Below are 25,556 nucleotides of genomic sequence, written 5' to 3' on the forward strand. Positions count from 1 at the left end.
AGCGTCAGGGATGGATCGGGATCGTTTCATCCTAATCGAGGTAAAACTCCGAAAATATTTGTTATTTTTGTAATATAAATTTAATAAAATGAAAAAAAATTTAATTGCTTTTTTGATCGTGTTCGTTTCCGTCGCCTGTTGGCAATGCGGCGACAAAGGAGAAGACGATCCTGCGCCGGATCCGAAAATCGAAATTACCGGTTCCCCGGAGGTGAATTTACCGGCGGCCGGAGGGAACGGGGTTATCTCTTTTACCACCAATGTGGCATGGAGCGCGAAAGTAAACGACACGAAAGCTTCCTCCTGGTGCAGTATATCGCCCGAGTCGGGGAAAGCAGGCGATGTGAAAATAACCGTTACGGCAAAAAAAGATTATGAATTGTACGACGACTTTTCAGCGGAAGTCGTCATTACGGCGGGAACCGCGAGCGAGACCGTTACGGTGACGCGCGGACAGAAAGATGCGCTGATTCTGACGCAGGATTTTTATACGGTTCCGTCTGCCGGCGAAACGATCGACGTGGAACTTCAACAGAACGTCGATTACGAAGTGCAGATCCCCGATACCGTTCAATGGATCACCCAGGTCGGATCGAAAGGCCTGTCGACCGACGTGCTGCATCTGAAAGTCGATCCTTTCGACAAGACCGACGCCATTCGGTACGCTTTCGTCCTCGTCAAAGACAAAAACAGCGATCTAAGCGCGAAAATTACCGTAAAGCAAGGAGCGAAATATGTTCCCACCATTTCCGACGGATGGGATATTTATAAGGCCGGCACTTACCGTTACGGGCCGTCGATCATGATTCATGACGACGGTTCGATCGATGCGTGGTTTGCCGCATCCGGCGGTCAGTACGGCGATTGGAATTACCTGTTCAATCAGAGCGGAACGCATGAGGCGCAAGGTATTACCGGCAATAATACGGTCGGACAGAAGTTTACCGCAAAGACTCCGTTCTGGAGTATCAGCGTAACCAGCCCGAATTGGAACGGGCAGCCCTGCGGCTTTACTTTTAATTTGTACAAGTGGAACGATGCGAGCATGAGTTACAGCCAGGTCGTTCAACAGACGCCGGTAGCGACTGCGACGTTCAAGGATTACGCGGACGGGGAAAAGATCGGGGTGACCAACGACGATAAGTTTCCGGCCGGGACTTATTTGTGGGAGCTGTCCAAAGGGCTGACCGAGCAATCGGGCGTTTGGCTGGCTACCGGAAGCGTTTCGGGCGTTACCAGTTACAAAAACGGGCAGGTCGTGAGCGGCCGGAACTGGCAGGCGCAGTACAGCGTGGACAAAACGAGCGGTTATAATTTTTGGGATCAGGCTTCTTACCAGCATTCGGACGACGGAGGCAAGACATGGACGAAGGAAGAGATGGTACTGTTGCCGACCGAATTTTCGTCCGATCATTTTTCCGTATGCGATCCGGGAGTTGCACGGTGGGGCGGTTATTACTATATCGGATATACCTCCACCGAAAATGAAGCGATGGTCGAAAACCATGTCTACGTAGCCCGCTCCAAATTCCCGAACGGGCCGTGGGAGAAATGGAACGGTTCCGGCTGGACAACCGGAACGGACGTACAACCGGTAATCCGTTACGACGGCAATCCCGTGAATTTCGGAGCCGGAGAACCGTCGATAGTCGTTCTCGACAATACGGTTTATTTCTATTATTCGTGGGACGACCAGAGCGTTACCACGCGTGTAGCGACTGCGTCGGCCGACGATCCGAACTGGCCCGGTCACCTCGTGTTCCATGGAACGGCGATGGATAAAGGCTCCATCGGCGGGGCGGATCACAGCGATGTAAAATACCGGGAGGATATCGGGAAATTCCAGGCCGTGCATACGGCGGCCCGAATGTCTGCCAATAGTTACATCGTGCTGTGGCAGTCCGACGACGGGATCAAGTTTGAGAAGATCGCCGAAATCAGGGAAGGATTGCAGCCGGGCGCGCATAACTGCGGTTGGAGCGGAGACGAGCAGGGGCACATAAAACTCGGTGTTCAGCAATATATCAGTTATGCCTATACGCTCGATTTTGGTCCGGAGTCATGGGGTAAATGGAATACCCGCTGGGCGAAACTGAACTGGTAAGCCGTAGGAGAGAATCGTATCCGTTTGTCCGGAGACTTCGTTTGGGAGTCTCCGGACTTTTTATGTAAAAATGCATTTCGTTTTTTTGCAAAAATATTTTTTTAGTTATCTTTGCATCGAATAATGCTGTATTCGTCTAACGGTTAGGACGGTAGATTCTCAGTCTACAAATAAGGGTTCGATTCCCTTATACAGTACGAAATTTCTTTCGCCATTCGTTGAAAATAGTCGTTAGGACAATTCCTTTTTATAGTATTTTAGTCTAAAATACTTATTTTTCGTTTATATTATTATATTTGTAAAGCTTGTAGTCGTATAGCTCTGGTTTTTTCGTACTAAGTCGAAGAAAGGTTTGGTACTGATTGTGACTCTGGTAGTTCTACCTGTACTCCGAGTTGGCCTTGCTAATTTGATTATCAGTGGATTAAATGTGATAAACGGAGAAGCGTCTAGTCGCTTCTGTCTTGTATTGTGATTATGAAGAAACTGATCGTAATTGTCTTTTGCTGCTTTTTTCTTTGTTGCCGGGATTCGTCAGACAAGGAAAACGGTACGGGGGAAAATTTGACAACGGTAACGATTGTACCGCAGGAACCTTTTCCGGTCGCCAAATTCATCGAGGATATCCGCGTTTTGCCGTTGGAGTCGGATGGAAAACATCTGATCGGGGCGGTGGATAACTTATTGTTTACCCGGGAGCGGATTGTCGTGTCGGATCAGAGGCTTTCGAAATGCGTTTATATATTCGATTATGACGGAAAAATCAAAGCGGTTATCGACAGGCAGGGCCGGGGGCCGGGAGAGTATATTTCACCGACTTACACGACTTTGACTCCGGATTCGAGCCGGATAGCCATCTATGATAATTTGGGGAGTAAAGTGTTGTTTTTCGATCTGGAAGGCAGATTCCTGGAACATAAAGAGGTAAGTTTCTGGTTTAGCGAGTTTGAGTATATAGACAAGGATCATGTCGTTTGTACTACTTACGGAGCGGATGATCCGGGGCTTAAAAAAGCGGATATGCAGGGGAATCTTATGATTTTTACCGACGGCGATTTCCGGATCGAGACGGGAGGCCTGCGAAATATGTATGGGGAGCATCCGAATTTTCCGTTTCGTCCTGAATTGAAGAAGATAAACGGAGACGTTTTTTTAACGCCGGCTTTCAGCGATACGGTTTACAAAGTCGGTACCGGTTCGCTTGAACCGTATTATCACGTGGATATATCGGCCATAGGCGGAGTTACCCATATGGATGCGGGAATAAGTCGGGATGAGTATGAGGATCTGGTAGATCATAATAATTTTTTTTCCGGAAGGTTTCTGGAGAACGACTCGTTCGCTTTGTTTATATTCACGGAGAACCGGGAGATCAAGGAGCGTATTTTCGACAAACGGACACAAAAAGTATATTCTTTGACGCGGGACAGCAAAGTCAATAATCCGTTTAGGATCAGTTGGTTCGATGTGGATCTGTTGCAGAGTAAAAGTATTTGCGATAACCGGTTTGTCGCTGTCGTTCCGGCGTATTATCTGTTAATGGGATATTCGAATTGTGCGGATGACTATCCTCAGTTGGCAGGTTTGAAGGAAGAAAGTAATCCAGTATTGGTGTTTTACAAACTTAAGGATCCGGATAAGACGGACTAATGGTTTTGATTAAACTTTAAATGATTAAAGAATCTGAAGTGACTCCTGTCATTATTTCGGAATATTCTGATATGCATTCATTTAAAGATGCAGTTGCCAATTTTGGCAGAGATCGTTTTCTTTTCTACAATGTTGAAAAATTTTCCGATGTCGACCGGAAGGGGGTTCCTTATTATTGCTTATTGATGCCGGATCGTACAGTACATGCTGTCTTCATTCCCGATAAGTTACATCCGCAAATCACGGACTTTTATTTCGAGAACGTTGTGAAACGTTTTTTTAGTAATACGGATAATGATTGAGAGGCCGCGTTAATCAAAATCATGGGGCTTATTGAATCTCCGAAAGTTATTCTTTATTTTCGGTGATGAATCGGCACAACTGTTCGCGGGCCCGGTGTATCTGGGTTTTGACCGTTCCCATCGGGAGCGAGAGTTTTGCGGCGATCTCTTCGTAAGAGAATTCACGGAAGAAACGGAGTTCGATCAATTCGCGGTAGCGCGGCGACATTTTCGCCAGCAATCCTTCCAACTGAACCTGGCTCTGGTGCGTGATCAGGTGCTCCTCGGGGGTCGGGCCTCCGAGGGAGCCGGATACGCCGATCCCTTCGCCGACATAGTCGATCGACACCGTATCGTCGCGCCGGCGCCGCGTGTAGTCGATGAACGTATTCCGTGCGATCGTATAGACCCATTGGCCGAACGTGAAACGGCTGCTGTAACGCTGCAGATTCAGGTATACTTTGACGAACGTCTCCTGCAGTAGGTCGTTGGTGTCGTCCACGTTACCCCCGGTGCGCTGCATGTAGAGCTGGTAGATCGAGTCGCGGTAACGGTTGAACAGGTGTTCGAAAGCGGTCGAATCCCCGTCCTGCACCCGCCCGATCAGTTCCTGATCGGTGGCAATTATGTAATCTTCTATCGCCATATCGCTTTGTTAGGCCGTATCCGGCGGCTCAACGTCATCAAAAAGCCGCCCAGCGGGGCCCAGAAATCATACAGGATGTAAGTTCCCCCAAATTTTTTTTCGCCGAGCCGCCGTCCGATCCGGCGCATTTTCAGTTCGACGATCAGCAGCCTCAGCAGAGCGGGCAGCAATGGAACCGCGATCCATCGGACAGGCAGCAACGCCGCCGCTGCCGCCGTTGTCGCGAAAAACAGGAACCGACTGGAGAGTTCGTTGCGGACTGCCCTTCGGGCCTTTGCCGGATAGTAACGAAAAGCGTGCCCGAAATATTTGCTGACGCCGTACCACCAGCCGAGGCCTCCGTACTGGATCTGGCGTACGGTCGCATTCGGATTCATCACGACGCTGACGTTGTCCGTGCGGACGATTTTCTGGATAAACAGGTCGTCGACGCCGATATTCATATTCAAGTGGTTGAACCCCCTGCTGTCGAAATAGAGGCTTTTCGTGTAACCGATGTTGTGCTCGGTGCCACGGAAGGTTTTCCCCCGCGTCGCGGCGGACAGGTAGCGCACCGAGGTCATCAGGCGACTGCAACGCATCCACCGGTTGGCCATGCCCTTTCTGGGTTCGATGCCGCAGTAACCGATGACCACGTCCCCGCAAATAAATCCTTTGGCCATCAGCGACAGCCATTTCTCGGAAACGGGGTAACTGTCCTGCGTCGTGAATATCAGGTGCTCGTAACGCGCCGCTTTGATCCCGACCGTCAGGGCCAGCTTGATGCTGTGTTCGTGATGGCTCTGCTGCCGGATGCAGGTTACGTGCAGGTTCGGCACGACAAGGCTTTTTTCCCGCAGGATCTCCCCGATCTCGTCGTCGTAGCTGCAATCGACCAGGACGACTTCGAATTCGTCGTATTGCTGTCCCAGCAACAATGGCAAGGTATGCTCGATGAAGTAGAAGGAGTTGCCGCGTACCACGACCACGACCGAAACCGGCGGCGAGGGAATGTCCTGACGGATGCCCCGGTTGTTGCGGAACCGCGGCAGCCGGCCGTAGCGCCTCAGGTAGTAATGCAGTTGGATGAAGAAAAAAACGAGCGCGGCCCCTATCAGTCCCACGACCCAGTAAGGATGGACGATACCCTTTGCCGTCAGGTCGTTATACAGGAGATCCAAGTATTCCACGATGCGATCGGTTTAAACGTATTTCGTTGATTCTGTCCCGGTTGCCAGAACGTCGTTTGTCGGACGGTTTTCACTCGGCGGTCGTCGCCGGCCCGGAAAACGGTTTACAAATGTACGGGATTTTGGGGGAATACCCAAACGGTTTCCCGATCCGCGAAAAAATATTTACCTTTGCCCTTCATGAATTTTGAACTCGTACATACCGATCCGCACAGTGCGGCGCGCGCCGGGGTAATCACGACCGGTCACGGGACGATCGAAACGCCGATTTTTATGCCCGTAGGAACGGTCGGAAGCGTCAAGGGCGTTTTCCACCGCGACTTGCAGCAGGAGGTGGGCGCGCAGATCATTTTGGGGAATACCTATCACCTGTACCTGCGGCCGGGCACCGAAATCCTCGAACGGGCCGGCGGCCTGCACCGTTTCTGCGGGTGGGAGCGGCCGATACTGACCGATAGCGGCGGTTTTCAGGTCTTTTCGCTGGCCGAGTGCCGCAAAATCACCGAGGAAGGGTGCCGTTTCAGTTCGCACATCGACGGGTCGAAACACCTGTTTACGCCGGAGAGCGTGATGGACGTGCAGCGGAGTATCGGGGCCGATATCATGATGGCGTTCGATGAATGTCCTCCCGGGGACGCTCCGTACGATTATGCGGCCAAATCGCTGAATCTGACCTGCCGGTGGCTCGAACGTTGTTTCGAGCGGTATGCCGCGACGCGGCCGAAGTACGGTTACCGCCAGTCGCTTTTTCCGATCGTGCAGGGATGTACCTATCCGGATCTGCGGACGCGTTCCGCCGAATTCGTGCAGCAGTTCGACGCCGACGGGTATGCGATCGGGGGACTGGCCGTCGGCGAGCCTGCGCCGGTAATGTACGAAATGATCGAACTGGTGAACGGAATCCTGCCGATCGACCGGCCGCGTTACCTGATGGGAGTCGGAACGCCGGTAAACCTGCTCGAAGCGATCGAGCGCGGCGTGGATATGTTCGATTGCGTGATGCCGACGCGCAACGGACGCAACGGGATGCTGTTTACCAGCGAGGGGATCATCAATATCCGCAACCAGAAGTGGCGCGACGATTTTTCGCCGATCGATCCGGCGGGCAACTGCTTCGCCGATACGGCGTACACGAAGGCTTACCTGCGCCACCTGACCGTCGCCGGCGAAATGCTGGCCGCGCAGATCGCGAGCCTGCACAACCTCGCCTTCTACCTGTGGCTGGTGAACGAAGCGCGCCGGCGCATCCTCGACGGAACTTTTTCGGCGTGGAAACCCGGAATGGTCGTTAAACTGTCGCAGCGATTGTAAATTTAGGCGGGAACCGGCCCTGAAATACCGGATTTTCGTTAACTTTGACCGCAGTTTGAAACGCATAGCAACAGCGCACGAATCACGAATATGAAATTCCCCGGAATCAAAATCATAGACCGTTACATCATCCGCAAGTTCCTGGGGACCTATTTTTTCGCCATTGCGCTGATCATCGTCGTGGTCGTGATCTTCGACGCGGCCGAAAAGATCGACGACTTCATCGAACTGAAGGCCCCGCTGTCGAAAATCGTCCTTCAGTATTATCTGAATTTCATACCGTTCTTTATCAATCAGTTCAGTGGGCTGTTCACGTTTATCGCGGTTATTTTCTTCACGTCGAAATTGGCTTATCAGACCGAGATCATCGCGATCTTGTCGGCCGGGATCAGTTTCCGGCGGCTGATGTGGCCTTATATCCTCAGCGCCGGGGCGATCACGCTGCTGAGCCTGGTGCTGAACCTGGTGGTGATTCCCGCGGCGAACGGCGAGCGACTGAAGTTCGAATTGAACTACATCAAGAATATCAAGGGGGCGAAGTACGATCCGCATATTTACCGGCAGATCGAGCCGGGCACGTTCGCTTATATCCGAGACTATACCGAGCAGACCCGGACTGCGGCGTTCTTCGTGCTCGAAACTTACGAGAACGGGACGATCGTATCTTCGCTCGAGGCTGCGAATGCGAAGTTCGATCCCGAAACGGGACGTTGGAGCGCTCCGAAAAGCGTCTACCGGAAATTTGAGGACGACAAGGAGATTTTTAATAACACGCAGGCGCTCGATACGCTTATAAACCTGAATACAAGCGAACTGGGGCGTGTGGAAGAACTGGTCAAGACAATGGATATCGTAACGCTCGGCCATTTTATCCAGCAGCAAAGGGCCAAGGGGTCGGATATGATCGCCCGCTTCGAGGTGGAACGGCACAACCGGTTCGCCTTTCCGGCCTCGACATTTATCCTGACGATCATCGGCGTGTCGCTGTCGTCGCGCAAAGTGCGCGGAGGAACCGGGCTTCACATCGGCATCGGCATCGTGCTGGCGTTCTCGTTCATCTTGTTCAGCAAGTTCGGCGAAGAGTTTGCTAAGGGCGGATTGCTGCCGCCCGGAATCGCCGTCTGGATCCCGAACATCATCTATTCGTTCATCGCATTCTACCTTTACAAGAAGGCTCCGAAATAGCGGACTATCCCGAACGGGGGTATTGAGAAACGAAAGCCTCCGGCACGTATCTGTGCCGGAGGCTTTCGTTTCGGGACTTTTCGTCGATATTATTCGGCCGCCGGATCCGGCAGCCGGTCGATCTCGTCGAACGTGAACCGGCGGATTTCGCAGTCGCCGATGCCGCGCAGTAAAACGAAGCTGACCGAGTCGGCCTCTTTTTTCTTGTCGTGCTTCAACGCTTTGACGAGCCGTTTGAAGTCGATCTCCGTACGAATCGGCAGGCCCATCCGTTCGAATACCCGCCGCACGCGGTCGGCTTCGTCCTGCGTCGCGGTTCCCAAGTGGGCCGACAAGCGGGCGATCATGACCGTGCCGATCGCGACCGCTTCGCCGTGCAGGAATTCGTTGCCGCACTTTTCGATGGCGTGGGCAAACGTATGTCCGAGGTTCAGCTTGCGTCGTTCGCCGCTTTCGCGTTCGTCGCGTTCGACGACGTCGGCTTTGACGCGGATGGCCCGCGTGATGGCTTCGTTCAGCAGCGATTGGTCGTTGCGGAATGCGTCGATCGGATGGTTTTCGAACAGTTCGAACAGGCCCCGGTCGGCGATCAGGCCCGCTTTGATGATCTCGGCCAGCCCGGCCCGGAACTCGCGGTCGGGCAGCGTTTGCAGCATCGACAGGTCGCACAGTACGAAATCGGGCTGATTGAACGTGCCGACCATATTTTTGTATCCTTCGTAGTTGACTCCGTTTTTGCCCCCGACGCTGGCGTCCACCTGGGCCAGCAGCGTCGTAGCGACGAATCCGAACCGTAGTCCGCGCATGTAGGTCGACGCGACGAACCCGGTGATATCGGTAACGATGCCGCCGCCGATGCCGACGATGAACGTCGTCCGGTCGGCTCCCCGTTCGAGCAATTCGGCGTAGAGTTTGTTGACCGTCGTCATGGTCTTAATCGTTTCCCCCAGGCCGATCAGACAATAGTCGTACCGGTTGATGATCTCCTTGTAACGGCGGTGTACATTCCCGTCGGTGATGATAATAACCCGTTTGCCTTCGGGCAGGTAATTGTCGAGCGAGTTGATCACGTCACCTACGACCACCTGCGAAGGCTTCCCTTCCCTGCGTTTAACCTCGATCACTTGTTTCATGTTCTGTGGATTTGTCCTGCGCCGCCCCGGCGTTTTCCGCCTGCGGCGTATCTCGGAATTATAATACAAAGATAAATTTTATTTCGTACCTTTGCTCCCGACAAAAATCCATTCTATGCAAAATTTACGCAATATTGCGATTATTGCCCACGTCGACCACGGCAAAACCACGCTCGTCGATAAAATGATCCTGCAGGGCAACCTTTTCCGTGACAATGAAAAAACCGGCGAACTGATCCTCGATAATAACGACCTCGAACGCGAGCGGGGGATTACGATCCTGTCGAAGAACGTGTCGGTGAATTATAAGGGAATAAAAATCAACATTATCGATACCCCGGGCCACTCGGATTTCGGCGGCGAGGTGGAGCGGGTGCTGAACATGGCCGACGGCGTGCTGCTGCTGGTGGACGCTTTCGAAGGGACGATGCCGCAGACGCGCTTCGTGTTGCAGAAGGCGCTGTCGCTCGGTAAAAAGCCGATCGTCGTGGTTAATAAGGTGGACAAGCCGAACTGCCGTCCCGAAGAGGTGTACGAGCAGGTGTTCGACCTGATGTTCACGCTGAACGCGACCGAAGATCAGCTCGATTTCGTGACGATCTACGGTAGTGCGAAACAGGGTTGGATGTCGCACGTATGGAAAGAACGCACCGGGGACATCACCCCGTTGCTCGATGCGATTATCGACAACATTCCGGCGCCGCAGCAAAAGGAGGGTACGCCGCAGTTACTGATCACGTCGCTGGAGTATTCGCCTTACGTCGGCCGGATCGCCGTCGGCAAGTTGACGCGCGGGACGCTGAAGTCGGGGATGCCGATCACGCTGGCCAAACGCGACGGTAAAACGATGGTCAAGACCCGAATCAAGGATCTGATGGTATTCGACGGATTGAGCAAAACCAAAGTCGAGCGGGTCGAATGCGGCGAGATTTGCGCGCTGGTCGGCATCGAAGGGTTCGAGATCGGCGATACGATCTGCGATTTCGAAAATCCGGAGCCGCTGGAACCGATCGCAATCGACGAACCGACGATGAGCATGTTGTTTACGATCAACGACTCGCCGTTCTTCGGCAAGGAGGGAAAATACGTGACGTCGCGCCACATCAAGGAGCGTCTCGACCGCGAACTCGAAAAGAACCTGGCGTTGCGCGTGGTGCCGGGCGCTTCGTCCGATAGTTTTATCGTGTACGGGCGCGGCGTGCTGCACCTGTCGGTGCTGATCGAAACGATGCGCCGCGAAGGATACGAATTGCAGGTCGGTCAGCCGAAAGTGATTATCAAGGAGATCGACGGGAAAAAGTGCGAACCGGTCGAAGAACTGACGATCGACATTCCGGAAGCGTATTCGGGCAAGGCGATCGAGCTGGTAACCAAACGCAAAGGGACGCTGCTCGACATGACTTCGATTTACGACCGCCAGCGGATCGTATTCGAAATTCCGTCGCGCGGAATCATCGGGCTGCGCAGCAACCTGCTGACCGCTACGGCCGGCGAAGCCGTCATGTCGCATCGGCTGAAAGGGTTCGAACCGTATAAAGGGGATATGGAGATGCGCCAAAACGGTTCGCTGATCGCGATGGAGACCGGTACGGCTTATGCCTATGCGATCAACAAGCTACAGGATCGCGGCACGTTTTTCGTATCGCCGCAGGACGAGATTTACGCCGGACAGGTAGTGGGCGAAAGCACGCGTCAGGAAGATATCGTAATCAACCTGACCAAGTCGAAAAAACTGACCAATATGCGCGCCAGCGGTTCGGACGACAAGGTGTCGATCGCGCCGCCGGTGATCTTCTCGCTGGAGGAAGCGCTCGAATACATCAAAGAAGACGAATATGTCGAAGTGACGCCGAAGTCGATCCGGCTGCGCAAGATTGTCCTGAACGAGACCGAACGCAAACGTCAGGCGAAATAAACGGTCGAAAACAAGATAACGAAAAGGCGGATCGTCGATCCGCCTTTTCGTATTTTCGGGAAAGGTTTATCCGAAATAGAGCAGCATGGTGCCAGCCAGTACGACGGCGAGAATCGCCGCTTTCACCTTGATCTGCCGTTCGTGGAACAGGATCGCTCCGACGACGAACGTGAATACGACGCCCGACCGGCGGATCGGCGAGAGTACCGACAGCAGCGCCTCGGGATCGCTCAACGCATAGAAGTACAAAAAATCCGATACGGTCAGCAGGAATCCGGTCAGAAAGATCGTCCACCGCCACTGCAACGGCGTGGTTTGTTTTCGTTTCGGATACCACATCAGCAGCACGATCACGATCATCATCAGCGACTGGTAGTAACAGGTGTAGGCCTGTATGGCCAGCCGGTCGTAACGGACGATCAGGAATTTGTCCCACAGCGCACTCGCCGCGCCCAGCAACGTCGAGGCGATCAGGAAATAGACCCACAGCATTTTTCGGCGCGGCGGTTCGCGGTCGTCCCGGCCGTCGCGTTTGTCGAGGTTCGACAAAACGACCAGCGCCGTCAGCACGACGATCACGCCGACCCACTGGCTGAAATTGAGCCGCTCGCCGAAAATCAGGATCGCCCCGAGTACGACGAAAACCGGGCGGCTCGCCTTGACCGACGACGAGATCGTCAGCGGCAGGTGCTTGGTCGCAAAGAAACCGAATATCCACGATCCGAGTACGATTGCCGCTTTCAGCAGAATCCCCCAGTGCGCGTCGGCGGATACGGGGGGAATGTAGAAGGCGGTGTCCAACAGCGTATCCGGTGAGAAAACGCTCACCAATTGCAACGGCAGGAACAGGGCGGCGCTCAGCAGAATGCTGAGCGCCAGCACCGGAATAACGGCGTTGTCTTTCAGCGCGCTTTTCTTCGCCACCTCGTCGAGACCGAGAAAAAGCGATGAAAAAAATGCCAGTGTCAGCCACATAACCGTTTCGTTTGAATTTTTATGCGGCAAAGATAGCTATTCCGTTCGAAAACGGGTGCGAAACGGAGATTCGGGATATAAAAGCTTTCGGCGCGAATTGCTTTTTTCCAGGTTTTTTTACCTTTGTATAAAGGTTTTCGGATCGAAGGAATCATAAAATATAGGAATTATGAAAAAAATCCAGTTCTTGTTTATCGCGACGTTCGGTGCTTTTTTTGCCTGCACAAGCGGGCAGCATACCGGGACGGCTCCGGCGCTGGTTCAGGTTTCGGCATTCGATACGGTGTTGGACGGCTCGGACGTGTCGCTCTACACGCTGCGAAACGACAGCGGCATGGTCGTCCAGGTCACCAATTACGGCGCGCGCGTGGTATCGTTGTGGGTGCCCGATGCGAAAGGGGATTTCCAGGACGTCGTCTGGGGATACGAGTCGATCCACGACTACCTGGACTCTCCCGACCGGTTTTGCGGCCCGGTGGTCGGCCGTTACGGCAACCGGATCGGTAAGGGACGGTTTACCCTGGATGGGAAATCGTACCAGTTGACGCTGAACGATGGGGAGAACCACCTGCACGGCGGCGCCGACGGTTTCTGGAACAAGGTATGGATCGCGCGGCCGTTCGAGAACGAACAGGGGGAACAGGCCGTCGAAATGAGCTACCGGTCTCCCGACGGCGAAGAGGGGTATCCGGGTAATCTGTCGATTGCCGTCACTTATACGTTGCAAAAAAACAATGCCTTGAAGATCGAATACCAGGCAATGACCGATGCGCCGACGATCCTCAACCCGACGAGTCACAACTATTTCAACCTGCATGGAAACACGGCTTCCAGTACCGATTCGCATGTGCTGACGATCCATGCCGACCGGTTTACGCCGACCGATGCGGGATTGATCCCGACCGGTGCGCTCGATTCGGTAGCCGGGACTCCGCTCGATTTCCGGGTGGCGCAGCCGATTGGCAGCCGAATCGACGCCGATTTCGAACCGATGAAACTGGCCCGCGGATACGATCACAACTGGGTGCTGAACAAACAGGGGAACGAGATGAGCGTGGCTGCCGAAGTGTACGAACCCGCGACGGGGATCGTGATGAAGGTCGAAACCGATCAGCCCGGCCTGCAGTTTTACAGCGGGAATTTTATGGACGGGACGGAGATCGGCAAACGAGGCGACCGGCACAATTTCCGCACGGGGATAGCCCTCGAGACCCAGAATTTTCCCGATGCGCCGAATCACGAGAATTTTCCGTCCGCCGTGTTGCGCCCGGGCGAGACTTATACGCAGACCTGCGTCTATGCTTTCAGCGTGAGAAAATAGATCTACCGATGGATTACGAAGCCGTTCCGGAATCGTCCGGAACGGCTTTTTTGTTCTTCGGGGGGCGCGGAACTTCGGGAACGCGAATCGCGCCAAAAGAAAACGGGCGCTTCGAAAAGTGCCCGTTTCGGTTGTTGAGATCAAAGCGCCTGCTATTTGTTGGCGGCTTTTTTATCGTAATGTTTTTGATAGCGGCTCATAAACTTATCGACGCGTCCTGCGGTGTCAACCAACTTCATCTTACCGGTGTAGAACGGGTGCGACGTGTTGGAAATTTCCATCTTATACACGGGATAGGTTTCGCCATTCACTTCGATGGTTTCTTTTGTCTGAACGGCGGACCTGCACAAAAACACATGATCATTCGACATATCCTTGAATGCCACCAAACGATAATTCTCAGGATGAATCCCCTTTTTCATGATGTTTTTTGTTTAAAAATAGTTAAAAATCAGTAAATTTCTACGATTGAGGATGCAAAGTTAGTAAATCAATCCGGTTTTCCAAAACAATGCATCCGTTTTTCCCCGAAAAACCGACCGCCGTTCCCGAAATCGCTTCCGAAGACGGCGCATTCGAAAGCATCGCCGTTGCGATCAACTACTTATAGCTGATGACCAGTACTTTGGAATACTCCCAGAATTTGCTTTTGTCCTTGATGACCAGCGATTCGAACACGCCGCTGTCGTTCATCACGAATTCGTACGACCCGGCCGGATGCGAACTGACGAGCGTCGCTTTCTTGTGTCCGATTTTCACGTCGTCGAAATTCCGGATATCGACCTGGGTGAAGCTGTCAAGGCTTCTGTTTTCGTTGATCTTCAGTGTTCTGCCGATGAATCCGCTCTTGTAGACGATCTCTTTCGAGAGCAGTTCCTTTTCCGATCCCACGATGTAATATCCGGTATTCAGGATGTTGTTCTGGGTTTTTACCTCCCCTTCGAGCGAGGTCTTTTCGGCGGTCAGTCCGCTGACCTGCGTATTGAGTCCCGAAACCTGCTCGGTCAGTTCGGCGACCTGGACGTGCATGTTTTCGAGATTTTGTTTCAGAATTTTGATTTCCTGGTCTTTCGATTCGATCTGGGCGTTCAGCTGCGCGATCAACTTCTCGAAACTGCCGATTTTGACGTTCGCTTTTTTAAGCTGGTCGGCCGACTGTTGCAACCGGGCGATCGTCTGCCGGTTGGCGATCAGCAGTTGGTTGATCGCTTCGATGTCCTCGTTGATCTGCGTGGTGGTTCCCTTCGGGATTTCGCCTTTGTCGATATTTTCGTTGATGATGTTTTCCCGGGATTTGATTGCGTTCAGATTCTCGGTAACGATGCTCAGCGACGAGAAAACTTCGTTGAGTACGGAATCTTTCTGGGCGACGACTACGGCCAGCGAATCGTTTTGGCTGGTCAGTCGCTCGGTTTTTTGTCCGCCCGTGCAGGACGCGAGCAGCAACAGCGCGAAGAGATATAAAATTTTTTTCATTACCCTGATGGATTAAGGTTTATTGGTTTTGATGTCGTATCCGGGCGTTACGGCCCGATCAGAAGGTGACTTTGATGCCCAACCCGAAATCGGCGGCGTGGAATCCGGTTTTTCCGATCACGTTCAGGTTCGGTTTATAATCCAAAGAGAATGCCAGAGGAATCGAAGCGACTTTGTATTCGAGTCCGACGATCCCGTTGATCCCGAACGTGAATTTGCCTTCGTGATGGTCCCACGACCCGATGTTGACGCCGGCGCCGTAATAGAAGTTGAATCCGCTGGCGATTACCGGCACGTTCCGTTCGTAGAGGGCGTACACGTTGAATCCCTGTGCGAAGTCGAGCATACCTTCGATCGAGTTGACCGGGTCGAAATTGTGCCGTACGGTGATGCCGGAGGCGGTTACGCCGCCGCGGACGCCGATTGCCCAGTTATAGTTCTGGGCGCTGAGCCCCGTAACGGCGGTCAGCGACAAGATCGTTAGCAGAACAGCTATCTTTTTCATAAAACACAGATGAACGGTTAGTACCGGCAAAATTAATAATTTTAGTCATATAATCTCCCGGAAGGGATAAAAAGGAGGTCGCGAGGGACGGGATCGTGCGGATTGCTTCCGTCTTCCGCTTCCGGGAGGAGCATGGAGACCCGGGAAATCCGCGCGCCCTGTTTCCCGCCCGGCTTGTTTTTCATGCGGTTATACGGTTACGTGCCGGAATTTCGGATCTTTTCGGCAAATGCAGTCCTCCAGGTGATCGTTGATAAACCCCGAAGCCTGCAAGTGGGCGTAACAAATCGTAGTCCCGAAGAATTTGAATCCTCGTTTTTTCATGTCCTTGCTCATGGCGTCGGATTCGGGAGAAGATGCCGGAATCTCGCTCAACGACCGGAAGGTGTTGACAATCGGTTTTCTGTCGGGGAAGAACGACAGGGTGTATTCGTAAAAACTGCCGAACTCCTTTTGTATGGCGAGCAGCAGCCTTGCATTGGTGATCGCCGCTTTGATTTTCAGACGGTTTCTCACAATGCCGTCGAATCGCATCAGCCGTTCGACGTCTTCATCGGTCATTTGCGCCACCCGCTCGGCATCGAAATCGCAAAAGGCTTTGCGATACCCCTCGCGCTTCCTGAGAATAGTTATCCAGCTCAATCCGGCTTGGGCGCTCTCCAGCACGAGAAACTCGAACAGCGTCTTGTCGTCGGTCACCAATTTTCCCCACTCCCGATCATGGTATTTCACATACAGCTCGTCGGTTCCGCACCAGCCGCAGCGTCCGTTTATGATGTCTTGCATAATCACAATGTTTGAATACGGCGAAGATAGCGGATTCGCAGCGTCGTGCCAAATTTCAACGGACGATTCTGTTAATTTACAAACAACGAATTTTCCTCCCGATCGCCCGGCTTCGGAGGGTGATCGTCCCCCTGCAAAACCCGGTTCCGAGACGCTTCCGGCCTTTTGAGTCATCCGATATACACTCGTTGCCAGCGTTCCGATATCGGGTGTCGCAAGACCGTTTCCGTTTTTATTTGCCGTTTCGTATACTTAAGTAATAGAGTTATGAATCTTTTGGAATTATTGCCGTCGAATCGGCTGGATTCCATTGTAGGGCAGGTATTTGACAGTTAGACCCGCCGGGAATATGCGGTGCGAATACGGCATTTTTTACGGTTTACCGATACGCACGGACTGAGAGGAAGCCGCGATACATATACTGTCTGGCGGGTAACTGGAACACCAACCCGCGAAGCAAGCAAAGTATTCGTCCGATCTGAAAACAAGTCGGACGTTTTTATAGAAACATGATGAGAAGACAGGCGAAAATCCATCACAGTATCGGCTTTCCAAAGATTGCGTGCGGCACACGCTCCGTCCGCGACCGGTCGGAACGTTTCGGCCGGAATCCGGCGTCACGCACACCCGCCCGTGCGCAAAACCGCGCAATACGGAATAAGTATTTGCACCTATTGAACTTACCGGCGCATCGGCGTATCTTTGCCCGGAATCGCAAACCGAACTTTATGAAACGAAATTTCTGGGGTAGTTTTCGCAACGAAGACTGGATGGCAACGATCATGGGCCTGTTGCTGGTGGTCGCCGTAATAACAGTGCCCGGCTGGATTCCCGCATTTCCCAAAACATTGTCTACCGCCGGTTCCTGGCTATCGGTCGCCGGCATGTTCTTAATCGCAGCCCTGTTTTCCGCGCTCGGTATCAAACTGATGGGCGACCGGCTGCGGGGTTTCATCCCCTCTTTCGCCGCCATATTCGTCCTCTCGGCCCTTTGTCAATACGTTTCGATGCTTCCGTCCATCAAAACGGCGGGACTCGAATCCGTCTTTTTCTCGGTGATTCTAGGACTACTGATCCGCAATACCGTCGGATTACCCAAATGGCTTTCCCCGGCCGTCAGAAGCGAATACTACATTAAAATCGGCCTGATCCTGCTCGGCACGTCCGTTCTGTTCGGAGAAATTCTGAAAGCCGGAGCTTTAGGTATGCTCCAGGCCGTCGTCGTCGTCTTTACCGTCTGGTATTTCACTTTCTGGCTCGCCAGAAAGCTAAAACTGGACAGCGAAATGGGCATTATGCTGGCGAGCGCCGTATCGATCTGCGGCGTATCGGCGGCGATAGCGACCTGCGGAGCCATCAAAGGCGACAGCAAAAAGCTGTCTTTCGTGGTTTCCATCGTCCTGGTCGTGGCCATCCCGATGATGTACCTGATGCCGCTTCTGGCAAAATGGATGGGACTTACGCCGGAAGTGGCGGGAGCATGGCTCGGGGGTACCATCGACACGACGGGAGCCGTAGTCGCCGCCGGCAAATTCCTGGGAGAAACGGCCGAGACGTACAGCGTCATCATCAAATCGTCCCAAAACGTACTGCTGGGAATCGCCGCATTCGCCATCTCGATCTACTGGTCGCTGCGCGGAACCAATCGCACCGAACGCCCCACCGCGAAAGTGATCTGGGATCGGTTTCCCAAGTTTGTCGTGGGTTTCGTAATCGCTTCGCTGGTCTTCAGTTTCTGTATGCCGCTGCAGGAGGCCAAAGCGCTCGGGGGATTGGCCAAAGGACTGCGCGAGGTCATGTTCTCGCTGGCTTTCGTGTGCATCGGGCTTGAGACCGATTTCCGGTTCATCTTCAAAAAAGAAAACAAAAGCAACATCGCCACCTTCTTCGTCGCCCAGGGATTCAATATCGTGGTCACGCTGGTAATGGCTTACCTGCTGTTCGGGTTGTGGGCCGGCTGATCGCCGACACAACGATTATGCTGCAACCCTTTGTAACGACGGTTCTCCAGAATCATTCGGTGAACCGTCGGTTTCGTACGATTCATTTTGTGCCGTGTCAGACCCGACGGGCGCGATCCGTCCAGCCGTAAAATTTCGGCGCGATCCTCCTTTTGCAAATCCCGGTGAAGCATCGGCTTTGGTAATTTATCTTCGAATCGTTAACTTGCATCGATTTTAAACAACCCAAAACCGACACGATGAAACGAATTTACCGATCGATCCTGCTGCTGGCCGCCGCGCTGCCTGCGGCGTTTCCCGCAGAAGCCCGTGAAATCATCGATATCAACCGCAACTGGCGTTTTACGCTGGACGACGACCGGACGTACGGCGAACCGGCCTTCGACGACAGCGGTTGGCAACGGCTCGACCTGCCGCACGACTGGAGCATCGCAGGCGCTTACGACAAACGGAATCCGAGCGGACCGCAAGGCGGCTTCATGCCGTGCGGAACCGGCTGGTACAGGCATTCCTTCGAAGCCCCCGCCGGTTCCGAAGGAAACCGCGTTTTCGTCCGTTTCGACGGCGTCTACATGAAATCCCAGGTATGGATCAACGGCCGCATGGTCGGCGAATACCCGAACGGATACAATTCGTTCGAATACGACATCACTCCTTTCGTCCGCCGCGATACGCTGAACGTGCTCGCCGTCCGCGTCGACAATTCGTTGCAACCCGGGTCGCGCTGGTACACCGGATCGGGCATCTACCGGAACGTTCACCTGATCGTCACGTCGCAGATGCACTTTACCGACGGAGGCGTTTTCATCACGACTCCGGAAGTTTCGGCGGAACGGGCCCGAATCGAAATCAACTACCACGTCATCAACCACAACTACCCCGAGACGCGGTTTACCTGGACCGACAATAAGTCGCTGTACGTCTGGCTGCGCGACGGCAACGCCGACGCCGCGCCGAAAACCGACGCCAACAACCGGGTGCAGAAGGAATGCACGCTCACTTCGATCCTTTACGACGCAGACGGCCAGGAAATAAAACGGGTCTCGACTAAACATCGGATCGGGGATTACAGCGAAGCCGATCTAAGGCAACAAATCGAAATCGACCGCCCGCATCTGTGGTCGGACCAGACCCCTTACCTTTATAAACTGGTCGGTACGATCTCCTACGACGGCCGCGAGGCCGACCGGGTAAGCTATCCGGTCGGAGTGCGTACGATTCGTTTTTCGCCCGAACGGGGTATGGAAGTCAACGGCCGGCAGGTCAAACTACAAGGGGTATGCCTGCACCAGAACGTAGGCTGTTTCGGCAGCGCCGTACCGCTCGGGGTATGGCAGGAAAGACTCGAAACGCTGAAAGCAATGGGCTGTAATGCTGTTCGGCTCAGCCATTACCCGTTCGCGCCCGAATTCTACGATCTGTGCGACTCGCTCGGTTTTTACGTGTCGAACGAAATTTTCGACGAATGGAACCGCGGGCAGGAATGGGGCTATTCGGAAAGTTCGTACGGAAAAATGCCCTATACCTACCACCTCTATTTCGATCAGTGGGGCGAAACCGACCTGCGTCGAATGATCCGCCGCGACCGGAACCACCCGTGCGTCGCGCTGTACGTGCTCGGCAACGAAATTCCGAACCAGCGCATCCAGGGAATCGAAATCGCACAAAAGCTGAAAGCCATCACCCGTGAGGAAGACCCCACGCGGCCGGTAACCGCCGCCTGCGACTTCTTCGTCGGAGCCAATATTTACGGCTTTATGGATCAGTTCGACATCGCGGGTTACAACTACATCGACCGCATCCATCCGGACAGCCTGTACGCCGCCGAACACGCCCGTTACCCGAACCGCATCCTGCTCGGCACGGAGACTTATCATAAAACCCGCAACCACGTATCGATACGCGACAACGCCAGCGCGATCGGCGAATTCGTCTGGGTGGGCTACGACTACCTCGGCGAAATCGTGTGGCCGGATTACCGCGGCTGGGACGAAGGAATGCTCGATATCGCCGGCTTCCCGAAACCGGAATACTACCTGCGCAAAAGCTACTGGTCGGACGAACCCGTCGTCCATATCGGCGTCCGCCAGGGCCCCGACCGCGATTTCGATTGGAGTCCGCGCAACGTAGCCGACCACTGGAACTGGCAGGGGCGGGATCAGGACACCCTGGAAGTTTACGCCTACTCGAACTGCGACGAAGTCGAGCTCCGGATCGGCCGGCGCAGCCTGGGCCGGAAGCCGGTCGGGCGGAACGACTATTACGCTTTGTGGAATGTCCCCTTCAAAGCCGGCACGATTTCGGCAACCGGTTACAGGCAAGGGAAAAAGGTTGCCGAACACCGGCTCCTCACGGCCGGGAAGCCATATGCGGTCGAAGTATCGCGCATTTTCCGCTACGACGACGTTATCCGAGTAGAACTCTGCGTCGTCGACAAGGAAGGAATCCGTATCCCCGATTCCGAGGCGGAGATTACCCCTGGAAACATCCCGTCCGAACGCCTGCTCGGATTCGATAACGGCAATCAATACGACCCGCAGGGCCTCAAATACGCGTCCGCAGAACGGGGACGCTGCTCGGGCGGCCGCATGGTCGTCTACTTAAAACCGGATTCCGCCACCGTGAAAGCGACCTTCGATTCCCCGGGACTGATTTCAGCCGAAGCCGAGATCTAAATCTGCCGGACGAACATTCTCCCGGCAAATGTTCTTTCGAGTAAAAGAGAAGGCTGCGATTGCGAACCGCAGCCTTCTCTTCGAAACGTCTTTCCGAAACATTGCCCATATACAGATCCGTCCGAAAACACACGACGCTCCTCCGCACCGTCGTCGCAAACCGCCCGTTTGCTCTCGCCGGAACGGAAACCGGATCGTCGGAATACCCCCGACAAGCCCCAAACGACGCTTAACCGAGACCATACGCAAAACCATCCGCATCCCCCGCCAGATCCATCGGCACGCCCCTCTCGGAACTTCTTCGTCCCTTTATTCCCGGATACTCACATAGACATTCACGGATAAAAAACGAAGGCCTCCCCGACAGCGGGGAGGCCTTCGTTTTTTATCCGTAAGTTTCTCTTACAAAGCGAGGAACTCGGTCGTTCCGAACAGTTTCGAGAACTCGACGTCCTTGGTAGCCTGAGCCTTCATAGCGGGATCTTTGGCGATAGCGCTCTTCAGGTTGGCAACAGCGGAAGAAGAATTACCTTCGCGCATAGCGATAACTGCTTTCAGGTAGTCGGCTTCAGCCGATTTTTCGTTCGACAGCAGCGATTTTGCTTTCGACAGGTTGCCGTTGAGAACTTCAGCGACTGCGAGGTTGTAACCGCTCAGCGCTTTGGCAGCCTCGGCATAGTTTCCTTCTGCCAGGTTAACCAGACCCATGTTGGCTTTCGAATCGGCCGTATTCAGAGCAGCGAAATATTTCTGAGCCGCAGCAGCGTCACCGCTCATCAGGGCTACGACGCCCAGGTTGTTGGTGATAGCGGCATCTTTGCTCATACCTGCAGCCTTTTCGAACAGGGCTTTAGCCTGAGAAACTTTACCGGCACGCGCATAAACCACACCTGCGTTATTGTAACCGCGAACGCTGTTGTATTTAGTAGCGGCAGCCTGGTAAGCTTTCAGCTGGGCAGCGGCATCGTCGGTCAACGTAGCGGCATACAGCATCTCTTCTTCGCTCAGTACGTCGATGTTCGAAGCGGCAGCTTCTTTGATCTCGGCATCGGTGCGGCCTTCGATATCCACATCGGCGATCAGCTTCGTACGACGCAACTGCGGCAGGATTTCCTTAGCCAGCACATCGAATACGGAAGTCATGTTCTTGATCTCTTCGTCGCGTTTCACCGGATTGTCGTACATGGCCAGAACCTGCAGAATCAGGTCTTTGTCTTTGATGTCCGAAGCAGAAACCAGTTCTTTGAAACCTTCCCAGTCTTCACCGTAAGCGGCGATATCGTATTTCGGGTTTACGCTTTCGAGCGTTTTGCTGATGGCTTTCTGACCGCTTTCGCTACGAGCCTTCGACAGTTCGTCGTTGAACTTAACCGGGCCGTCGGGAGAAGCGTAACCTTTTGCATATACGTTACCCAGCGTAGCGCGATCCTTGTCCGAGTACTCTTTTACGAAAGCTTCGAACATCTTCACCTGATCCTTGGTCAACTCGCCCGGACGAACGTTCGATTTGTTGATCAGGTACATGATTTCGGCATTCTGAGAAATGGTGGTCACTCTCTTGAAGTTGTCGGGCATGATCGACAGGTAAGCGGCATTGTCAGCCAGAGCCTGGATGGTGCTTACGCCTTCGGCAACCGGGATGGCTGCAAACGGAGTAAATTCCTTGCGTTTTTTGCAGCCTTTTGAGCACTTCGACTCGATACGCAGTTCGAGGGTCGAAAGTTTAGCGCGTTCGTCGTACGGGAACGACACGGCCTGCGTATAGGAACCGCCGGTCTTGTAAGGAATAACGGTGTAGTTATCCTTTACTTTTTCACCCTGGATGAATTTGGGAGTACCTACCAACTCTCCGCCTTCGAATACCAGAACCGGAGTAACCTTCAGTACGGCTTTCTTGTTGAAGTACTTAGCAGGGAAATCAACACGTACGTCCGTAACGACGTTGCTACCCTTCAGGGTCAGCACGGCAGGCGTTGCAGACACACTCACTCTGTCCACTTTTTTCAACATCTTGTTGTAGCAATTACAGCTGGCTAGCAGTATTGCTAAAGAAGCGAGCATGAAACTTTTTACTAAACTTTTCATAATCAGTGCTTTAAAAATTAATTAATTGTTTATCTCTGGTTTTAATCTATTAATCCTCAACGCCATAGTTGATATCCGCAAAAATAAGAATATATTTTAAATAACAATTAAAAAATCGACTTATTTTTGAACCCGATACCTCCCCTGGGTAGGATATCAGTCATCAAACTATTGTTTATCAGACTTTAAAAGAGCTTTTTTCGAAAGTTTCAGCTTGCCATTTTTAGGATCAACACCGATCAGTTTGACTTCGATCATATCGCCCTCCTTCAGGCCGGTTTCTTCCATCGTTTCGAAACGTTTGTTGGCGATTTCGGAGATGTGCAGCAGACCGTCTTTGCCCGGCATGATCTCCACAAATGCGCCGAAAGCGACGATCGAACGAATCTTTCCCCGGTAAATTTCGCCGACTTCCGGAATCGCCACGATCCCTTTGATACGGGCCATAGCCGCTTCGAGAGCCTCCTTGTTTTCGCCGAAAATGTCCACGTATCCCTTTTCGTCCTTTTCGGTGATCGTAATCGTCGTGCCGGTCGTCTTCTGAATCTCCTGAATCACTTTGCCTCCCGGGCCGATCACCGCACCGATAAATTCCTGCGGGATCACGATCTGCTCGATCCGCGGAACGAACGGTTTGAGTTCGGCGCGCGGTTCGGATATCGTTTCAAGTATCTTGCCAAGAATGTGCATACGGCCCTGTTTGGCCTGTTCGAGCGCATTGGCCAGCACTTCGTACGAAAGACCGTCCACCTTGATGTCCATCTGAGTAGCGGTAATACCGTCTTTGGTACCGGTCACCTTGAAGTCCATGTCGCCGAGGTGGTCTTCATCGCCCAAGATATCGGACAGCACGGCGTATTTTCCGGTTTTGGCGTCGGTAATCAGCCCCATGGCGATCCCGGAAACCGGTTTCTTGATCTTCACCCCGGCATCCATCAGCGCCAGCGTTCCGGCACACACGGTAGCCATCGAGGACGAACCGTTGGATTCCAGAATATCGGATACGACGCGAACGGCGTACGGATTCTCTTCGCCCACCGGTACCATCGGCTTCAGCGCGCGCCATGCCAGGTTGCCATGGCCGATCTCGCGACGCGACAGGCCGCGTGCGGGACGCGCTTCGCCGGTCGAGAACGGCGGGAAGTTATAATGCAGCACGAACTGTTCGGTGCCTTTCACGAGCACGTCGTCGATCTGCTTCTCATCGAGTTTCGTCCCGAGCGTTACAGTCGTCAGCGACTGGGTTTCGCCGCGCGTGAAAACAGCCGAACCGTGCGCCGCGGGCAGGTAATCCACCTCGCACCAGATCGGACGGATCTCGGTGGTCTTACGGCCGTCCAGACGTATCCCCTCGTCGAGAATCATGTTGCGCATCGCTTTTTTCAGCACGTCATCGTGGAAATAACGCTTGATCAATGCGCCTTTTTCCGCCAGGAATTCTTCGCTGAACTGCGCTTCGAATTCGGCTTCCAGCGCATCGAATTTCTCCGAACGCTCGTGTTTCGCAGTCATCGACTTCGCGATCTCGTAAGCTTTGTCGTACGTGGCGGCGATCACCTGTTGGCGCAATTCCTCGTCGTTGCTTTCGTGGCAGTAGGTGCGTTTCACGTCCTTACCCAACTCTTTTGAAAGTTCGATCTGCGCGGCACAGTGCTTTTTGATCTCTTCATGAGCGAATTTGATGGCGTCGAGCATGACCGCTTCGGACACCTCTTTCATCTCGCCTTCGACCATCAGGATGTTGTCGATCGTAGCGCCCACCATGATGTCCAGATCGGCGTCGGCGTTCTGCGAGAACGTCGGATTGATCACGAACTCCCCGTTGATCCGCGACACGCGCACCTCGGAAATCGGGCCGCCGAACGGAACGTCCGAAACGGCCAGCGCAGCCGACGCGGCCAGCCCGGCCAGCGCATCGGGCATGATATCTTTATCGGCGGAAATCAAGTTGACGGTAACGAATACTTCCGCATGGAAATCGGAAGGGAACAGCGGCCGCAGCGCGCGGTCGATCAAACGCGATACGAGAATTTCGTAATCCGACGCACGGCCTTCCCGTTTCAGGAACCCGCCGGGGAAACGACCGCAGGATGCGTATTTTTCCTTGTATTCGACCGACAGCGGCATAAAATCGCAGTCGTCCTTAGCCTCTTTGGCTGCCGTCACCGTGGCGAGCAACATGGTGTTGCCCTGTTTGACAACAACCGAACCGTCGGCTTGTTTTGCTAATTTTCCGGTTTCGATGATTATCTCGCGACCTCCGCTCAATGAAATCACCTTTTGTGTTGCATTATACATGTTTTTATCCTTCTAAGTGTCTGTGAAAAACTAAATTCAACGGGCAATCCGCACTCTCCGAAAAAGAACCGTTTTAATGA

At 53.4% G+C, this 25,556-nt stretch carries 19 protein-coding genes and 1 tRNA gene; 10 read left to right on the forward strand and 10 right to left on the reverse strand.

All coding sequences use genetic code 11. The annotated features are described in order from the left end of the window. Window positions 1–88 precede the first annotated feature (88 nt). From C1A08_RS11195 to C1A08_RS11210, 4 genes are all read left to right on the forward strand, one after another. Window positions 89–2,104, forward strand: a complete 2,016-nt coding sequence (locus tag C1A08_RS11195) for a BACON domain-containing protein (protein ID WP_101573535.1) — start codon at window positions 89–91, stop codon at window positions 2,102–2,104. 125 nt (window positions 2,105–2,229) lie between these two features. Next, window positions 2,230–2,301: transfer RNA gene (locus C1A08_RS11200), tRNA-Glu, on the forward strand. Between the two features lie 280 nt (window positions 2,302–2,581). Continuing rightward, window positions 2,582–3,754 carry a 6-bladed beta-propeller gene (locus tag C1A08_RS11205; protein WP_055203139.1) on the forward strand — a complete coding sequence of 391 codons (1,173 nt, stop codon included), beginning with the start codon at window positions 2,582–2,584 and terminating at the stop codon, window positions 3,752–3,754. Window positions 3,755–3,774: 20 nt separating this feature from the next. Continuing rightward, a complete protein-coding gene (locus C1A08_RS11210) occupies window positions 3,775–4,056 on the forward strand; it encodes a hypothetical protein (RefSeq protein WP_101573536.1) in 282 nt (93 codons plus the stop codon). A 46-nt stretch (window positions 4,057–4,102) separates the two neighbouring features. On the opposite strand, the gene C1A08_RS11215 is transcribed toward C1A08_RS11210, so the two are convergent. Further along, a complete protein-coding gene (locus tag C1A08_RS11215; RefSeq protein ID WP_055203143.1) occupies window positions 4,103–4,681 on the reverse strand; it encodes an RNA polymerase sigma factor in 579 nt (192 codons plus the stop codon). Beyond that, window positions 4,672–5,850 carry a glycosyltransferase gene (locus C1A08_RS11220; RefSeq protein ID WP_101573538.1) on the reverse strand — a complete coding sequence of 393 codons (1,179 nt, stop codon included), beginning with the start codon at window positions 5,848–5,850 and terminating at the stop codon, window positions 4,672–4,674. The genes C1A08_RS11215 and C1A08_RS11220 overlap by 10 nt, the downstream gene beginning before the upstream one ends. Window positions 5,851–6,030: 180 nt before the next feature. Here C1A08_RS11220 and tgt point away from each other — a divergent pair, with 180 nt between their 5' ends. Beyond that, entirely contained in the window at window positions 6,031–7,161 is a 1,131-nt protein-coding gene (gene tgt, locus C1A08_RS11225; RefSeq protein WP_101573540.1) for a tRNA guanosine(34) transglycosylase Tgt, read from the forward strand. Between the two features lie 90 nt (window positions 7,162–7,251). Beyond that, window positions 7,252–8,346, forward strand: a complete 1,095-nt coding sequence (locus C1A08_RS11230) for an LptF/LptG family permease (protein WP_055203148.1) — start codon at window positions 7,252–7,254, stop codon at window positions 8,344–8,346. 89 nt (window positions 8,347–8,435) lie between these two features. On the opposite strand, the gene aroB is transcribed toward C1A08_RS11230, so the two are convergent. Continuing rightward, window positions 8,436–9,479, reverse strand: coding sequence for a 3-dehydroquinate synthase (gene aroB / locus C1A08_RS11235; protein ID WP_055203149.1), 1,044 nt, complete (start codon window positions 9,477–9,479; stop codon window positions 8,436–8,438). Between the two features lie 115 nt (window positions 9,480–9,594). On the opposite strand from aroB, the gene typA reads away from it, so the two are divergent. Continuing rightward, entirely contained in the window at window positions 9,595–11,394 is a 1,800-nt protein-coding gene (gene typA / locus C1A08_RS11240) for a translational GTPase TypA (RefSeq protein ID WP_101573542.1), read from the forward strand. Window positions 11,395–11,460: 66 nt separating this feature from the next. Here typA and C1A08_RS11245 read toward each other — a convergent pair whose 3' ends face one another. Continuing rightward, window positions 11,461–12,369 (reverse strand): EamA family transporter, encoded by a 909-nt coding sequence (locus C1A08_RS11245; RefSeq protein WP_101573543.1) that lies wholly within the window; start codon window positions 12,367–12,369, stop codon window positions 11,461–11,463. Window positions 12,370–12,538: 169 nt separating this feature from the next. Here C1A08_RS11245 and C1A08_RS11250 point away from each other — a divergent pair, with 169 nt between their 5' ends. Beyond that, complete coding sequence (locus tag C1A08_RS11250) at window positions 12,539–13,690, forward strand: aldose epimerase family protein (RefSeq protein ID WP_101573546.1); 1,152 nt, start codon at window positions 12,539–12,541, stop codon at window positions 13,688–13,690. 152 nt (window positions 13,691–13,842) lie between these two features. On the opposite strand, the gene C1A08_RS11255 is transcribed toward C1A08_RS11250, so the two are convergent. The 4 genes from C1A08_RS11255 to C1A08_RS11270 all read right to left on the reverse strand — a co-directional run bounded on the left by C1A08_RS11255 (window position 13,843) and on the right by C1A08_RS11270 (window position 16,457). Beyond that, the gene (locus C1A08_RS11255) at window positions 13,843–14,112 is read right to left on the reverse strand and encodes a type B 50S ribosomal protein L31 (RefSeq protein ID WP_055203156.1); all 270 of its coding nucleotides are present in this window, start codon (window positions 14,110–14,112) and stop codon (window positions 13,843–13,845) included. Between the two features lie 178 nt (window positions 14,113–14,290). Continuing rightward, complete coding sequence (locus C1A08_RS11260; RefSeq protein WP_228385730.1) at window positions 14,291–15,166, reverse strand: hypothetical protein; 876 nt, start codon at window positions 15,164–15,166, stop codon at window positions 14,291–14,293. A 58-nt stretch (window positions 15,167–15,224) separates the two neighbouring features. Next, on the reverse strand, window positions 15,225–15,671 hold the full coding sequence (locus C1A08_RS11265; RefSeq protein ID WP_055203593.1) for a hypothetical protein: 447 nt from the start codon (window positions 15,669–15,671) through the stop codon (window positions 15,225–15,227). A 189-nt stretch (window positions 15,672–15,860) separates the two neighbouring features. Beyond that, window positions 15,861–16,457, reverse strand: a complete 597-nt coding sequence (locus C1A08_RS11270) for a DNA-3-methyladenine glycosylase I (RefSeq protein ID WP_101573548.1) — start codon at window positions 16,455–16,457, stop codon at window positions 15,861–15,863. Between the two features lie 728 nt (window positions 16,458–17,185). On the opposite strand from C1A08_RS11270, the gene C1A08_RS11275 reads away from it, so the two are divergent. Further along, window positions 17,186–18,418 carry a YeiH family protein gene (locus C1A08_RS11275; RefSeq protein WP_101573550.1) on the forward strand — a complete coding sequence of 411 codons (1,233 nt, stop codon included), beginning with the start codon at window positions 17,186–17,188 and terminating at the stop codon, window positions 18,416–18,418. Between the two features lie 239 nt (window positions 18,419–18,657). Further along, complete coding sequence (locus tag C1A08_RS11280; protein WP_101573552.1) at window positions 18,658–21,093, forward strand: sugar-binding domain-containing protein; 2,436 nt, start codon at window positions 18,658–18,660, stop codon at window positions 21,091–21,093. 402 nt (window positions 21,094–21,495) lie between these two features. Here C1A08_RS11280 and C1A08_RS11285 read toward each other — a convergent pair whose 3' ends face one another. Continuing rightward, complete coding sequence (locus tag C1A08_RS11285; protein WP_228385731.1) at window positions 21,496–23,082, reverse strand: tetratricopeptide repeat protein; 1,587 nt, start codon at window positions 23,080–23,082, stop codon at window positions 21,496–21,498. Window positions 23,083–23,346: 264 nt separating this feature from the next. After that, complete coding sequence (gene pnp / locus C1A08_RS11290) at window positions 23,347–25,476, reverse strand: polyribonucleotide nucleotidyltransferase (protein WP_101573554.1); 2,130 nt, start codon at window positions 25,474–25,476, stop codon at window positions 23,347–23,349. Window positions 25,477–25,556 lie beyond the last annotated feature (80 nt).

Origin of the sequence: Alistipes sp. cv1, from assembly GCF_900240235.1 — a bacterium.
Taxonomy (GTDB): Bacteria; Bacteroidota; Bacteroidia; order Bacteroidales; family Rikenellaceae; genus Alistipes_A; species Alistipes_A hominis.